At 48.4% G+C, this 13,895-nt stretch carries 10 protein-coding genes; 6 read left to right on the forward strand and 4 right to left on the reverse strand.

Translation table 11 applies throughout. The features are described 5' to 3' along the window. Positions 1-12: 12 nt before the first annotated feature. Genes qatC through CSQ88_RS20280 form a run of 3 tightly spaced genes read right to left on the reverse strand, consistent with a single transcriptional unit; the run spans position 13 to position 3,929 of the window. Positions 13-1,188 carry a Qat anti-phage system QueC-like protein QatC gene (qatC, locus tag CSQ88_RS20270; protein ID WP_180273751.1) on the reverse strand — a complete coding sequence of 392 codons (1,176 nt, stop codon included), beginning with the start codon at positions 1,186-1,188 and terminating at the stop codon, positions 13-15. Then, the gene (qatB, locus tag CSQ88_RS20275; protein ID WP_099399888.1) at positions 1,185-2,057 is read right to left on the reverse strand and encodes a Qat anti-phage system associated protein QatB; all 873 of its coding nucleotides are present in this window, start codon (positions 2,055-2,057) and stop codon (positions 1,185-1,187) included. Before qatB ends, qatC begins: the two co-directional genes overlap by 4 nt. Continuing rightward, positions 2,058-3,929: a P-loop NTPase fold protein gene (locus CSQ88_RS20280; RefSeq protein WP_099399889.1), complete on the reverse strand. Its 1,872-nt coding sequence runs from the start codon at positions 3,927-3,929 to the stop codon at positions 2,058-2,060. Between the two features lie 253 nt (positions 3,930-4,182). On the opposite strand from CSQ88_RS20280, the gene CSQ88_RS20285 reads away from it, so the two are divergent. From CSQ88_RS20285 to CSQ88_RS20310, 6 genes are all read left to right on the forward strand, one after another. After that, the gene (locus tag CSQ88_RS20285) at positions 4,183-4,386 is read left to right on the forward strand and encodes a transposase (protein WP_099399890.1); all 204 of its coding nucleotides are present in this window, start codon (positions 4,183-4,185) and stop codon (positions 4,384-4,386) included. A 737-nt stretch (positions 4,387-5,123) separates the two neighbouring features. Next, positions 5,124-5,549, forward strand: coding sequence for a helix-turn-helix domain-containing protein (locus CSQ88_RS20290; RefSeq protein ID WP_099399891.1), 426 nt, complete (start codon positions 5,124-5,126; stop codon positions 5,547-5,549). A 436-nt stretch (positions 5,550-5,985) separates the two neighbouring features. Continuing rightward, complete coding sequence (locus CSQ88_RS20295; RefSeq protein WP_143449539.1) at positions 5,986-6,624, forward strand: TnsA endonuclease N-terminal domain-containing protein; 639 nt, start codon at positions 5,986-5,988, stop codon at positions 6,622-6,624. Then, positions 6,605-8,575, forward strand: a complete 1,971-nt coding sequence (locus tag CSQ88_RS20300) for a DDE-type integrase/transposase/recombinase (RefSeq protein ID WP_099399893.1) — start codon at positions 6,605-6,607, stop codon at positions 8,573-8,575. Before CSQ88_RS20295 ends, CSQ88_RS20300 begins: the two co-directional genes overlap by 20 nt. Then, on the forward strand, positions 8,575-9,612 hold the full coding sequence (locus tag CSQ88_RS20305) for a TniB family NTP-binding protein (RefSeq protein WP_099399894.1): 1,038 nt from the start codon (positions 8,575-8,577) through the stop codon (positions 9,610-9,612). Before CSQ88_RS20300 ends, CSQ88_RS20305 begins: the two co-directional genes overlap by 1 nt. Beyond that, complete coding sequence (locus CSQ88_RS20310; protein ID WP_099399895.1) at positions 9,609-11,585, forward strand: TniQ family protein; 1,977 nt, start codon at positions 9,609-9,611, stop codon at positions 11,583-11,585. Before CSQ88_RS20305 ends, CSQ88_RS20310 begins: the two co-directional genes overlap by 4 nt. Before the next feature lie 158 nt (positions 11,586-11,743). Here CSQ88_RS20310 and CSQ88_RS20315 read toward each other — a convergent pair whose 3' ends face one another. Continuing rightward, positions 11,744-13,783 (reverse strand): AAA family ATPase, encoded by a 2,040-nt coding sequence (locus CSQ88_RS20315; protein WP_099399896.1) that lies wholly within the window; start codon positions 13,781-13,783, stop codon positions 11,744-11,746. Positions 13,784-13,895: the final 112 nt, after the last annotated feature.

A 13,895-nucleotide genomic window follows, 5' to 3' on the forward strand; every position in this document is an offset into this window, starting at 1 on the left:
CAAGCATTTTGCTTAAAATGGCATCTTTACGAGCCTTGGGAATACGCGACATGATAAGTAACCAGCCCCCTGAGTAAGTTGGAATCCCTGAAAAGGGAGTATCTCAACTATCCTGACACAGGGGGCCGCAGAGAGAGCTGAGAACTTGTATCTTGTCGTGTCTGAGTAGCCCCAGCGTTGAATAGCTGCCTTGCGTACCATACAAGGCACGCATCGACCGCAGTGCGTTCGGTTGTAGGTGCGAAAACGGCCACAACTCGTCGTGTCGCAGGCATAACTCGCCAACAAAGTTTGATCTGCACACTCAGCTAACATTTCTCCCTTCGTTTTGAACCGATATGGCATAGACAATTGGGCGTCGACACCTACTGCATCAAACAATTTCTGAAGCAGAGCCATGAACTGCGGATGTGTTGTTCTTGTGCTGAGGCTTGCCATTCGTCCTGGAAGCAACGGAGGGTTGATACTTATGAAGCCGTTTTCTGGCACCAAAATATCAGGCCGGTTGACCGTCAGCAGTGAGGACGCCAGTACGGCAAGGCCATAGAACGCCATTGATCGCGCCCTCGTCGACGGCTCTTTTTTACCACTGAAAACTACTTTGTGACTCCACTGTTGGTGCCAATCGCCTCCACCTAATGCATTGGCATAGGTAATCTGTCGATCGGAATCTTCAAAAGCACGCTGCGATACAAAAATTGGTCTGCGGCCCTGCGCTGTAGCATCTATTCCGCCAATCAGGCTATCTAACCCTCCCGAAAGTAAAGCAACACAATCGCGGTCACATAACCGACGCTGCCCTCTTGGTGGTGTGGGGCCGTTTGGTAGAAACCGAAGTTTCCAGAAATCTCCGGAGAGCACTCGAAGCATTTCTTCGGCAATAGTTCTGTTTGCCTCCCATGGATCGGGATCATTGAGCGTGATATCGAGCTCAATTTGACGCGTCCAGCCATCGGCACTACTTTTTCGAAGAACGGCCACATCCGCCGCATAAACGGCAAAACAAAAGAGCATGAAATCCCACGTCGAAATCGATGGAGAATAGCCAGCTTTTTCAAGTTCACGTTGCCATCCACAGGCAATACGCCCGACGTCGGTTCGCGATGATGCTTCTAAGAAGGTAAATGCCCTAGTGCCAATTGGTAAGGTCTCAGGCAGTGCATTAATACTTGAGCAAAGAATTTTCATGGTTCTGCAAACACCGTAAGTGCATCTTGTAACGCTGAGGTTGCAATTTCACGCATCGAGTGCGGCTCACTACCTGCACGGACCTTTTCGAATGAGCGATTAACAACAACCATTATGTAGTCTAGTACCTGTGCTAGGCGTTCTTGTATGACTCTGGGCGCATATTTCAGCTTTTCAAAAACTCTTCCAAGCTCAAGCTGAACACGGTTGTAGACATCGAACGCTATCGTGTATGCCATCACATTAGCAATCTGATCATCCGCTAGGTCAAAGATATCTGCATTGGGGTCAACCTCATAAAGATGAGCAATCGCCTGGTTCATTGCGTGCTTGGCTGATTCCTCATCAATGCTTCCTCCTGTTGGTACCAGCTTCTGAACAACTTCGAGTGCTGTATCTCTAGCTGATAGGCCTCGTTGCTTTACTGAGTCAACCCACGCGTTTATACCTAGGTCTGTGCCGTCACGAGCGGCAGCCAGAAAGCCCCCCAAAGAGGAAGCTGCTACAGCACTCGTGCGCATGCGATTCGCCGCTTTTGCTGATCCACCCATACCTTTTTTAACGAAACTCGAAAGACCTCTACGCAGATCCGAACCACTGCCTGAGCGCACGAACCCAGTCAGAGCTCTACGCGCGTCCTGATAACGCCCCTGCGGCGCTACAGTCGGGCCAGCTCCAGGAGCTAGAGTGGTTTGGTTTTCCTCTGACCCATTTGCATCTGCTTCGCTAGGTGCGTCAGTTGGTGTGACCCCGGGCGATATGGGCATGTCGGCGTGACTAGAATCAATGCCGCTTTCGGCACTTTCTAGCCATGGCGGATCAAATGAAACGCGGGATCCCGCTCCCGCGCTTGAGGTCGACGTACCCATTTATTTCTTCCTCGCGTTTTCAATTGCTCGCATAACCGGCTTCGGCAACTGGTCATCCCCCTCCCACTTCGTCAGAACGTCTTTCATCCAATCGCAATCAATCAATGCCGATACCAATCCAGGTGCGAGCTGAGTGATCGGTGCTTGGCTAACAAGCGCCGCAGCACGAGCCCTAGCACTTGAATGAACACTAGAGACCGCTACCAGCATCAATACTTCTTCAGCCTTCTGCCAAGTGCGGCTAGACCGCCGGAGCTCCCACGCACGAGCCATGGCAAGACTAGACTGAAAATCACCAGCATCTCGAATCTGCTGTTTCAAAGTTTCATTCGGATTTCGAGCAGCCACCAGCGCATCACGCAACGCCTTGCCTGCTGCATTCAGATCATCCGCACCAAAATCCCTTACGGTGCTATCGCGGCTGAGATGCAGAATGGGCCGCATATCCATATCCCCAAGTAGAGGCTCAAGCTGTAGCCACTCACGAATAAACGATTTGTCGCCAAAGGGTGATGGAAGCTTCTCATCCAGATTCTTTGCCCCCACCTCTGCGTCGTGAAGGATGCCGATCCTCCCTTCGCTTTCTGCGGAGACCTTTTCTGCTAAAGCATTCGCAACAGCTTCGTCACACCGCTCGAGCAAGTGCCACTTAGCTAGCACTTGAACGTCCACATCGATATTTTGTGGTTTGGCTAATACCTTGCGCAGAAACACTGTGTTGAGGAATCGTTTGATTAGCCGAGGATTGGCTTGAACCGTGCTTGCACTAAAAAGCAGTGGAGCCAGCCGCTCGGCCAAACCCATCAGGCCTAGCAGCTCGGAGTTTTCTGCTGGCACTAGCGTTTCAAGGAATGCGAGATCGACAGATTTCCCAGTCCAAGTTTCCCGCAGGCGAGCTTCCACACTGGATTTAGCCGCCTCGAAATTCGTGGTGTCTAGCTGATCGCTGCGATGCGCTCGCTCCAAAAATAGGAGTGCTGTGTATGCCTTGGTCTCATTGGAGCCAAGTCTCGGTACGCGTAGCGGAACTTGAATCAACTTGTCAAAATAATTGGTAGCGACGTCATCGTCTAAGCCGGTACCGGCAAAATGTACACGAACGGCACCACGAATGAATACATCGTCCGCAGCGATGACGAATGCACTTCGACGCAAAAATAGCAGCAGTCGGATGGCCTCTAGCGTTGAAATGGCTGTCTTCGGTAGGCATCTATCGAGGTCATCAACAAAAACAACCAAAGTGATATCTAACTCTAAGAGTAACTCTTCAAGCGCACAGCGGAAGGACTGGATTTCTTTTGGTAGCGAAACTGGAGTGGCTTCATTCAAAAGGCCGGTGGTGGCTTTAGATGCATCTTTAGCGGCTTCAATGCCATCATTAATTGATTCGCTTTTCACTGCATTTGCACCAGCTTCAAACACTTTTCCAATTAGGCCGACCGGAACTCCTGTGATCAGTGTTGCTGCAACTTCACCACCAAGTTGTGCTAGTCGCAGAAAATTTATTCGTTTGACGAGTGCCTTGGCTTTATCAACAAGTCTCGTATTTTGAGCTGCGGCATCAAGGACGGCATCGCCAACCGTTTGCAGTAAGGCAGTACGCGCATCCTCAAATCCTTGGTAAAGCCAAGGATTGAAAGTGACCACCACGTGCTTTGAATTGATCGCTTCTGCTGTATTTTCAACATTAGCCTGCTCGGGTGATAATTCGGCTGCAATCATTCGCACGAGCGATGATTTTCCTGCTCCCCATCCTCCTGAGATTCCAATCGATATTGGCTCGCCCCCAGTGTCTCGAATGAGTTCTGCGCAGGCTTTTGCTACTAAGCGGAAGTTGACGTAGTCAACAGTCGTTTCGTTATCATGCCACATTAGCAGTTCCTATAGCTTTTTGGCTTCACTGATTTAGCGGGTGTTTTCGCCATGTTAAAGTTTCAAAAAAGTAAATCTAAATTATTTAATCAACAAATGTACTGTGCTTAACCGTGTTTTACTAGAAATATACTTGGTATTTTAGTCAGCTATTGTAAGTATATATAAGGGGAACACTCTTTTGAAGTAATCCTCCCACAAAATCAGCTCATTTTTAAATAGAATTTTTTCGCAGTCTTTTGAGTAGTTCTGCATGAAAGCCATAGGCAATAGACAACGCCAAATTATGGCGATTTTAAAGCAAGCCGAAGCTAGCTCGACCGTTCCTGATCTGTACCGCGAGTACGGTATGAGTTCTGTTTCTTTCTATGAGTGCCGCGCTAAGTTTGGTGGTATGGACGTCTCGATGATGATGCGGATGAAAGAGCTGGAGGATGAAAACAAGCTCTTTAAATAGATGTATATCGAAGCCCAAATGCAGGTGCCTTCATCAATGAAGCCATATAAGAAATCCTCTGGAATATCTCGGCGTCGCGAGATGGCTCATCTGGGCAGTTGAAACCAAGGCATTGTTATGCTTGCGCCAGCTTTGCGATTAGCACGACTTGCTATCGCTATATTCGCAAGCTATGCCGAGCTCATTGCCATTGCCATTGCTAATGCACGATTGAACGGTAATAAAAAATTAATCGAAGTTTCACTAGACCAGCTTTAGATTGGCATTTTATGCGGCTACATATTTTGAGACGCACCTTAATAGACAGATGCATAAATGACCTCCTATGCTTTTTCTGACGTTCACCTGGCTCAACGGTTGTGCGATGCATTACATGGGCATTCAATAGACGAAGTCAGTAAATTCCATATCCAGAAAAACTAGGAATCCCTTTATCTCAGTTTTTGCGTGTTATTCCATTGTTGTCGAATAATTAATGCGCTATGTGATTTTTAATATAGATGTCTAATTATAATGCATGGTGGTATGCCAATATTTCAGTCCTACTGATGCAGAGGCATTGGTCTGATATTTTAAATCTATTTCCGACGTTGGAAATTATTTATGTATTTTTTTGATGCCATTTATGAAAAAAGTAATATAAATATATTGCACAATAAAATAAAATACTTGGGTTTGATTTGCAGGGAAAAAAGCAGTACTATTCTTGGTATATTCTAGCGTTCTCTCTTAGGCCAATGAGTCCATTTTCAAAACAACTCCAACAGCTCAGAAAATCTTATGGTTTGCGGCAAAAAGAGCTAGCAAATGCAGTTGGGTGTGAGCCTTGTTATATTTCGCAAATGGAGCGCGATACTAAAGGGCCGCCAACAGCTGAATTCGTTAAACGAATAATTGATGCGCTTTCTTTATCTCAAGAAGAACAAGATAAATTGCAGATTGCGATAGATGCATCTCAACGAAAGCTTATTGCACCAGCAGGTTGCAATGAGGATGTGTATTGGTTATTGCGTGATTTGCGACTGAATTTAAAAGATTTAATGCCGATGCAAATTTGTCTGATTCGCGAAATTATTGGCACCAAAAATAATCAAGAACTAAATGATCGTTTTCTATGTAACGCTGGTCATGTCTATCAGCAGGAGAATGGCATTTATGGCTAGTCGCTAAATACACCCCAAATCATTCAGACTTAAACTGTTCAAAATTTGAAGTAAATTTTTAGATACGCGATATCGAAGGGGGATTCTTTACCCTCTTTATTTGCTGATCCAGATTGGGTCAGTGCCGCATAAAACGATTTATACACGGAGGTGAGAGGCAGAAAGCAAAGGAAAATGTAAAGAGTAAGTTGGAATAGTAAAAGGGCAAGCACAAAGCTCGCCCCCTACAAAACAGTTGCATGATGCAAAAGCCCTAGTCAAGCCAAAGTATCGTCTGCTGCCAGCAGGGTGGTCAAGCCTTTTGTCCCCATTTACGCAAAAAAACGGGCAGCGAAACGCTGAACGGCGGAGTAGTTCGTCCCAATTTTTCAAATTGATTTAATTATGCGAGGTTGCGCAGGGAGAAGTGTCGCCTGCGTAATTGGGAGCAGACGATATGCGTGTACGTAAAGTAGTCACACGTCGCGGACGACGATTCCGCGGCTATTTCGCATCTTCAAAAATGGGAGATACCGTCCATTGGGAATCTTTGCTGGAAAAAGATGCCCTGTTGTTATTGGAGCTGTCACCTGGTGTGGCGGCTTACCAAGAGCAGCCCGAGGTGATTGAATACTTCGATGGCGAGCAGTTTCGGGAATGCATTCCTGACCTGAAGGTTGTTTTACTGGATGGCACCATCCGCTATATCGAGGTTAAACCCTTTGATCAATTAGCTCGGCCGAGCATCCGAAAAAAATACGAGGCGATTGCCCTCCATTTTCAGTCAATCCAGTCGCCCTACCGGATTGTGACTGAGGTCGAGATTCGCCGAGAGCCACTATTTAGCAATTTGCAATTGCTGGCTTATGCGCATGCACATCCCTGGCATGAGCAACCCACCGATTTTGATCTGCTCATGGCATTTCAAGGGCACGCAGAACTACCACTTTCAGAGGTGCAACAACTCTGGAATTTGGGTGATTTGTATCGCCTAATTGCATCAGGTCGACTGAGCTGCAATCTAGAATTGCCTCTGGTAGGCCGCAGCTTAATCCTCCTGCCGAAGGGAGGTCGTGATGAATCGATTTACCTTTAAACGTGGCCTAGGTTTCCGCGACCGGAATAATAAACTTTGGCTGATTGAACGGCGGCTCGCTAGTGGCAAGATCCAGCTAATTGCCGAAGACGGCGAAATCATGAATCTGCAATATGCTGAACTTCTTGAACGTTGGCAGAGTCAGGAGTGGCAAATCGATGAGCCTTCTCTGGCGGAATTAGGTAATACTATTTACCTAGTAACCCCACGTGATTTGTCGACCTATCAGCAGGCACAGCAAGAGATTGCCAAGCGCCGCTTGCATTATCTACAAATTGTTGATCCTGAAAGCACTCCGTATAACGTTGTAACTTGGTCAGAGCGAATTGCTCAAGCGGCCAAGATGATTGGTGATGATAATCCGCCTGGACCATCGACTGTTTCGACATGGTGGTGTCGCTATAGGGCGACCAAATCAATCCTAAAGTTGATTCCACATGGTAAGCCGTCCTCTGCACATCAACATAAACCTGGTTACCAAATTTTTGAGCAAGTGATTGCTGCTGTTTACCTGACCAATCAGAAGTTGCCAAAGTTGGGGGTAGTGGAAGCAATACAGCGGCAAATCAAGGCTATCAACCACGGCTTGCCGGAAGAGAGTCAGATGAAGTGCCCAGGCAGGACGACGATATATCGTTGGTTGGAGTCATTACAACAAGATTTAGTCGATCTGTCGCGAGAGGGGGCTGAATTTGCCCGCATGAAATACCGTGCAGCTATTGGTACGGTGGAAGTAAAAGCTATTCTAGAGCGTTTCGAAATTGACCACACCCCGATTGATATTCTCGTGGTGGATCCCGCATGGTGCATCACCAATGGTCGTCCCTATTTAACGGTGGTCATTGATCGTTATTCACGACTGATTGTTGGTTTCTATGTTTCATTCAGGGATCCCAGCGCTAACAGTGTTTTGCAGTGTTTGAAGCGAGCGGTGTTGCCTAAGAATGCAATTCTGAAGCGTTATCCAGATATTAAACAACCATGGCCAGCGTTTGGAATTCCTGAGCTGATTGCAGTTGATAACGGTCCGGATTTGCAAAGCAACGCAGTCGAAGTTGCCTGTATGGAGCTGGGCATCAGCATCCTGTTTTGCCCCGTTAGAAGTGGTGATAAAAAAGGTGCGATTGAGCGTTTTTTCAGAACTCAAAACGTTGGCTTACTTCATCGGATGCCAGGTACAGTTTTTTCTAATCCGGATGAACGTGGTGACTATCAATCCGAAAAAGAAGCTGCTATCGACTTCAATTCGTTGATCCACATTCTGACCAAGTGGATTGTGGATGTGTACAACGTGACGCCACATCGTGGTTTGAATGGTCGACGTCCTCTTGATGTTTGGATTGAATCCGCGCAAAAACGATTGATTGAACTTCCTCTTAATCCGCAGCAATTGGATGTCATTGTTGGGATCGCGGCCAAACGAACTTTGTTTCATTACGGTATCGAACTGGACGGTTTGCAGTACAACAGTCTGCAATTACAGGAAATCAGGCGCAGAACGGGCAAGAACATCAAACTTGACCTGAAATTCCACGAAGATGATGTGGGATATATCCATGTCTTGGATCCTGATCGCAAGGAATACCTGCGCGTTCCCGCCAAGCTAGCTGAGTATGCCAACGGCCTGAGTCGCGAACAACATCGGCAGATTCGGGAGCATACGCGGAGCAAGCTGGGTGAGAACTGCACGGCAGATCAACTGCTGGAGGCTAAGCGGGAAGTCGAAGACCTGATCCGAGAATCCATTCAGCACAAGAAAATGGTGCGACGTAAAAAGGCTGCGCAGACCGTGCAGCACGACAGTGAAGCAGTTCTCGCAGGCAAGAACCCACTGGAGGAAGCACGTAAACCACACAAGCCTCAGCCAGAACTTCCTCCCGAAGTTATGCCTTCTGGTCTGAATGACGATCTACCAGATTTTTCTGCCAATTGTTCGCAGGGAGATGAGTGATGGATCCAATTCAAATTATGGCCCAGTTTGCTCCAGCAGAAGGTTCAGAAACCCAAGCTCTGCTTGGATTCAGGTTGAACACCCGCCCGATTTTGCACCGGCGTTTCAGAAGTGGCATTTTTCAGATTGCTGACTTGCACCAGCGGCAGCTTCATCGTACTCAGGGGAGTGGCATGAGTTTGTGTGGAATCTCTGGTGTCGGTAAGAGCACGATTATCCGAAGTTATGAGACTCAATTTCCTCGGGTGTTTGAGCAACATCGAACCAGAATTCCTGTCTTGTTTGTTGCCGTGCCATCTGCCCCAACGGTGCGTAGCTTGGCGGGTGCCATCTTGGAGGCGATGGGGGATCAAAAATCACATCGTGGTAGTGGCCCTGAAAAAACCACTCGGATTCGCCAGTTTTTCAAGCGCTGCGGCGTTGAGTTGCTGTTGCTTGATGAGTTTCAACACATTTTTTACGCACCGACTGCCACTGCATTTCGAGATTTGACTGATTGGCTGAAAAACTTACTTGAAGAAACAGGTGTCGGCATCGTGGCTTGCGGTTTGCGAGCCAGTGAGTTTGTAATCGATAGCAATGAACAGCTTGCGCGTCGATTCTCGCAGCGAGTTCGCATCGAGCCTTTCTCGTTTGAGGATGAAGCCGATTTCAAAGAGTTTCGCGGTATTTTACGGGAGCTTGAAGCTGGGTTACCGATTCCGCCAGCAACCCCATTGCACGAATCCAATCTGGCTCGGCGCTTCTGGATTGGTAGTTATGGCTTGCTGGATTATGTGATCAAAATTCTTGAGGGTGCGATCTCGGTGGCCAATTTGGCCAATGTGGGTACGTTGGATCTAGATGTCTACGCTGCCGGTTTTCGCAATAGGGTATGGCGGGATGTACCAGATAGGCTTAACCCTTTTCATGTGGAGTCGCCGCTGCGTCCGCTCGACCGGCCGGGGGAATTGTTCCATCTGCATGTCAGGCAGGAAATTGTTGGTTCTCCCGTGGCCAACAAGCTGGGCCTTAGTCCTGGTAAGGGGGGCGCATGATGAACGATCTTGTGATGGCTACGCCTGACCTATTGATTCGTCCTTACCCTGCAACTACCGAGGGTCCGACCGGATATATGTTCCGATTGGCTGAAGCCAATTTCATGCGTCCACGCGATTTGATCGAAATGGGCATAACGCTGCAACCCGAAGTGCTGTCGCTACATCAGTTGTTACCGAAGGAGATGCTTTTTCCGGAGCTGCACGTGTATATGGCTCGAATGCATACATTGCGTTCAGAGCAGTCGGCAATTTGGAATCAGCGCTATGCCCGATTTTGTCCGCTATGCCTCATTGCCGAACCGGTTTGGCAGGCCAGTTGGGAGGTGTTCTTTTTTGATTCTTGCCCACATCATGGTGGTTGGCTGGTTGATCAATGTTCGACATGTGGTGAGCACCTGGACTGGCATCGTGAGTCGCTAATTCGATGCCAATGTGGCTCGGACCTGCGTGAAGAAAAAGTGGAAGAGGCTCCATGGTTTGTGAAGCGGCTTTCCATGGTGATGGAGTGCATCTTGCTCAGTAAGCCATTGCCGGATTATTCAGATGCATACCCGTTTGCCGGACTGAATCCTTTACAACTGCAAACTTTAATTCGATATCTCGGTGCCTATCTGGATCCGCAGGCAGGTCCCAAGCCCCTGAAAATTCGTAATTCTGGTTTGTTGGAAGCTTCATGGCCTATCACGACGTTGGCTGCGCAAATTCTGTTCGAGTGGCCGTCCGGATTTGACCAAGCGTTTACCAATCTGCTTAAAGGCGCGAAATCGGAATCAACCACACTGCGTGGTGTTTTCGATCAAGCGTATGAATATATATATCGAGGGGCTATTCGGGGCGGTGCATATTTGCCTGTGCGTGAGGCATTTAATGTCTGGCTCACAGAGCATTGGCCGAACGGCGCTAATCACCGGAATCGTCGCTTGGCCGTCAGTTTGTTGGCTGATATGCAATGGGTCCCGGCTAAGGCCGCGCAAGATCAGTTGGGTATTTCGCGCGCTCGACTGCGTTTTTTAATTCAGCATGGGGAGCTTGAAGGTCAGGAACTCGTTACCAAGGCAGGTCGATACCGGATGATGGTGCGCAAAGATCAATTGACCCAGTTGGAGGAGCGTCTGGCTGGTGAAATCACGATGACCAAGGCAATGGAAATCTTGGGCTTGGGTAAGCTGCGATTCCGGCGGATTCTCAAGATCTTGTTTCCATCGGCGCGACGAGTTAATGATCAGCTGTTTTTGCCATGGAACATCCCACGGCAAGAGGTATATAGCTTGATCGAAATTGGCGAAGAACTCCCCTTAATCAGCACGATTGATGAGCGCCAAATCGCATTCACACACGTTTTGAAATTCTGGCAATGGAATGCTGACGAGGTTGTGTCGGTGATTGAAGCGGTTAGGGATGGTGGGCTTCAGCTTCAAGGTAACTGGATTGGTGCATCGGGAGTGGTGAGATGGATTTTTGATCGAGTTGAGTTACAGCGATGGCATCAAGCCTTAGATAAGGGAAGAGCCAATTGGGTTACGATCCCTGAGTTGGCTGAACTATTAGGCGTTAAGCAACAGGTCGCTTATTGGTTAACGCTGAATGGCTACATCCCTTCGATCAAGCTTGGTTCTAAGAAGCAGCTCGGTTCACGAGTAAAGAAAAAGGATCTTGACCGTTTTTTGCGGCGGTATATATTTGGAACTGAGATTGCAGACCGCATTGGCCGATCTCCTCGTAAAGCGATGCATATGCTAGCGGATACGAATATCTACCCGCTACGAAGTCAACATGGTGATCCGTGCAGGCAAACGGTTTATACTCGGTCAGAGGTATTAGATCGCTTTTTGGCTAGGTATAGCGTTATTTCCGAGGAGGACGCATTGGCGATTCGGGGTACGACACGGCGGCGTGAAAAAGCGTGGCAGAGGATTATCTACGAGAATGGGACTGACCAACCTGATGAATCCCCTTTTCGTCTAGATTGACCTTGATTTGGGTAGGCCCGAATCTAAATCAAAATGAGATCCTACATTTGTCGAATGACATTGAAAATGAAATGTCTGCCAAGTAAGTGAAATTCTTGCGACATAGATAATGAAAAATGCCCCGCCATCTTGCCGGGGCATTTTTTTGGGTTTTTCTGTTAAGTCACTCTTTTCTTGAACTCATCAATCCAAGTAATGACCACGTCTAGATCTGCAGCGAGTTCGTCGACCGAAGGCAAGCTCCCAGGTAGCTCATCAGACTGGGAGTGCTCAAATTTTGAGTACTTGGTCATCATCTCTTCGACGGTTGAGCAGTCGCCCATGGTGATCTTAGCGAGCGACTTGATCTGCTGCGTCTGCACCGACCTCCGGAAGCGTTCGATGAGCCCGTTTAGCAGGACTTTTTCCACGGTCCGTTCGATGAGGATACGGAAATCGCTGCAAGCGGCTTTTAATGCTGCGTCGTAGGCCTCACCATTACCGGCGGCCGCCAGCTTGCGTATCTGAGGAAGCTTTTGTTCACGGATGACGGTGAAACCTTTGTCAGGCTTTCCATGCCGAACATCTAGAGTGTCCACCATGCCCACATTCGGTCCGACGCGCCGCAATGTATTGATCGAAAGTGGAACTGTTTTCCCAGCGGCTTCTTCAATGAGAGCAAGTAGCGAAAGACGGTGGGTGAAGACTATGACCTGTCGAGATTTTGCCAATTCAACTAAGCGTTCAACGACTCGCTCTTCAAATTCTTGATCGAGTGATGAAACCGGATCATCGAAAACAAATGGTGTAAGCTGGCCGGAGCCGGTAATGTCAGCAAGGAATGCGGACAGTGCGACGATTCGATTTTCGCCCTCACTTAGAACCTCACTGGCACTAGTCTCCTTCCGCGCTCCCTTAATGGCGAGCTTGAAGCTAACTTTTCCTTTACCTTCTGGAATTGGAACCGGTTCCACTTTTAGCCGACTTCCCCCTAGCTTTTTGAGCTCTGAGACGAAGCGTTCTTGGTAGCCTGTGGCTAACTCGTTGTTGGCCAGTTCGTTCTTCTTTGTGGTGAATACATTTGTCTTCGTCGTACTTTCGGCTTTAGTTAGCCGCTTGATGGCTGCTAGGCGGGCAATTTCGTCGGCCACCGCATTTTTTTGTTGAGAGAGCCATTGACGCGCCTTAAGCTCCCTCAGCGTCTTTTCCAGCTCAGCTTTTTTTCCGTCCTTTGTGAGTTCCACCAAAGCTGCTGCTTCTTTCGCTTGAGTCGCAGCAGTCGCGTCCAATGCTAGGTCGACTACAGACCAATCGATTTTGGGTAGCAGGCTTGTCCCGTCGGTTTTTGGAATGGCTTCGAGCCGAAGTCCAATTGCCGCACGTAAGGCAGATCCAACCTCTGCCGGGACCTTTATGAACTCCATATGCCAGTCCCATTTCTTTTGGTCTGGCACTTTGGGTAACTTGGCTATCGCAGAAGCGTGCTCTTTTTCCGCATTGGTTGCGGTGGCTTCTAATCCACCCTTCACAAATAATTCGAAATCGGACATTCTTCCACGAGCTGCGTCGTCGAGAGGCTGGTGGCAGAGGACGCAAAGCTTCCCTTCGTCTGTAACGGGGAACAGTGCCTGGGGATAGGCGGTGCTTTCGGAATATTTTCTTGCCTGCTCCCACAGAAGGCTCCAGGATTCGCCGCCGATTCCATCAAGGGCTGAACCCGCGAATGCCTTCGCGGCGTCTTCAGTCGCAGCTTTCCGCCTAGCTTCTACATCCTTTTTCGCAGCAACAAGCTTCGCAACCTCCGAGTCCGATATGGCGAGTTTCATTGCGTCGTAAGCTTCACGGAAGATCGACAGGGTTCGTTTATCCAAGTCAAGCCGTTTGATTCTTTCGGCAACGTCATGCTTTTTCAGCGACGTTTCGGTTTCTAGGCGCAGTTCGTCGTCGGTGAGCGTCCATCTGCTCGCATCGTTGAGCACAATCGAGGTCGTGGTGTCCTTGAGCTGGGTGATGAAGGAGGCTGCCGCAGTGTCCGAATACTCTAGCGGAATGAGCGGAAGTTTCTTAGGAAGTGTATTTTTCCTGTCGCTTAAAAGCGCTGCAACAGCGTCACAGATTTTGATCATCGACGTGAGGAAACGCATCTGGCGCGTTTCGTAGGAGGCTTCGTTCTTGGCGTCGACGTATGAGTCCGCTACGGCGGTATCGGTAATTGTCAAACCAGTTGTCGCCTTAATCGTTTAATATTTATGCCGTTCTTTGCTCTGCTTTTTTCCTTACAGCACCCGTCTCCGCTTCCGGTGATTTTTCTGGATTGAGGTGGACGATATT

Origin of the sequence: Iodobacter sp. BJB302, assembly GCF_002735645.1 — a bacterium.
Classification (GTDB): domain Bacteria; phylum Pseudomonadota; class Gammaproteobacteria; order Burkholderiales; family Chitinibacteraceae; genus Iodobacter.

Bases quoted from the DNA above. Each gene is read 5' to 3' on its own strand.
- qatC (WP_180273751.1), bottom strand. From the start codon at position 1,188: ATGAAAATTCTTTGCTCAAGTATTAATGCACTGCCTGAGACCTTACCA.
- CSQ88_RS20285 (WP_099399890.1), top strand. From the start codon at position 4,183: ATGAAAGCCATAGGCAATAGACAACGCCAAATTATGGCGATTTTAAAG.
- CSQ88_RS20290 (WP_099399891.1), top strand. From the start codon at position 5,124: ATGAGTCCATTTTCAAAACAACTCCAACAGCTCAGAAAATCTTATGGT.
- CSQ88_RS20295 (WP_143449539.1), top strand. From the start codon at position 5,986: ATGCGTGTACGTAAAGTAGTCACACGTCGCGGACGACGATTCCGCGGC.
- CSQ88_RS20300 (WP_099399893.1), top strand. From the start codon at position 6,605: ATGAATCGATTTACCTTTAAACGTGGCCTAGGTTTCCGCGACCGGAAT.
- CSQ88_RS20310 (WP_099399895.1), top strand. From the start codon at position 9,609: ATGATGAACGATCTTGTGATGGCTACGCCTGACCTATTGATTCGTCCT.
- qatB (WP_099399888.1), bottom strand. From the start codon at position 2,057: ATGGGTACGTCGACCTCAAGCGCGGGAGCGGGATCCCGCGTTTCATTT.
- CSQ88_RS20280 (WP_099399889.1), bottom strand. From the start codon at position 3,929: ATGTGGCATGATAACGAAACGACTGTTGACTACGTCAACTTCCGCTTA.
- CSQ88_RS20305 (WP_099399894.1), top strand. From the start codon at position 8,575: ATGGATCCAATTCAAATTATGGCCCAGTTTGCTCCAGCAGAAGGTTCA.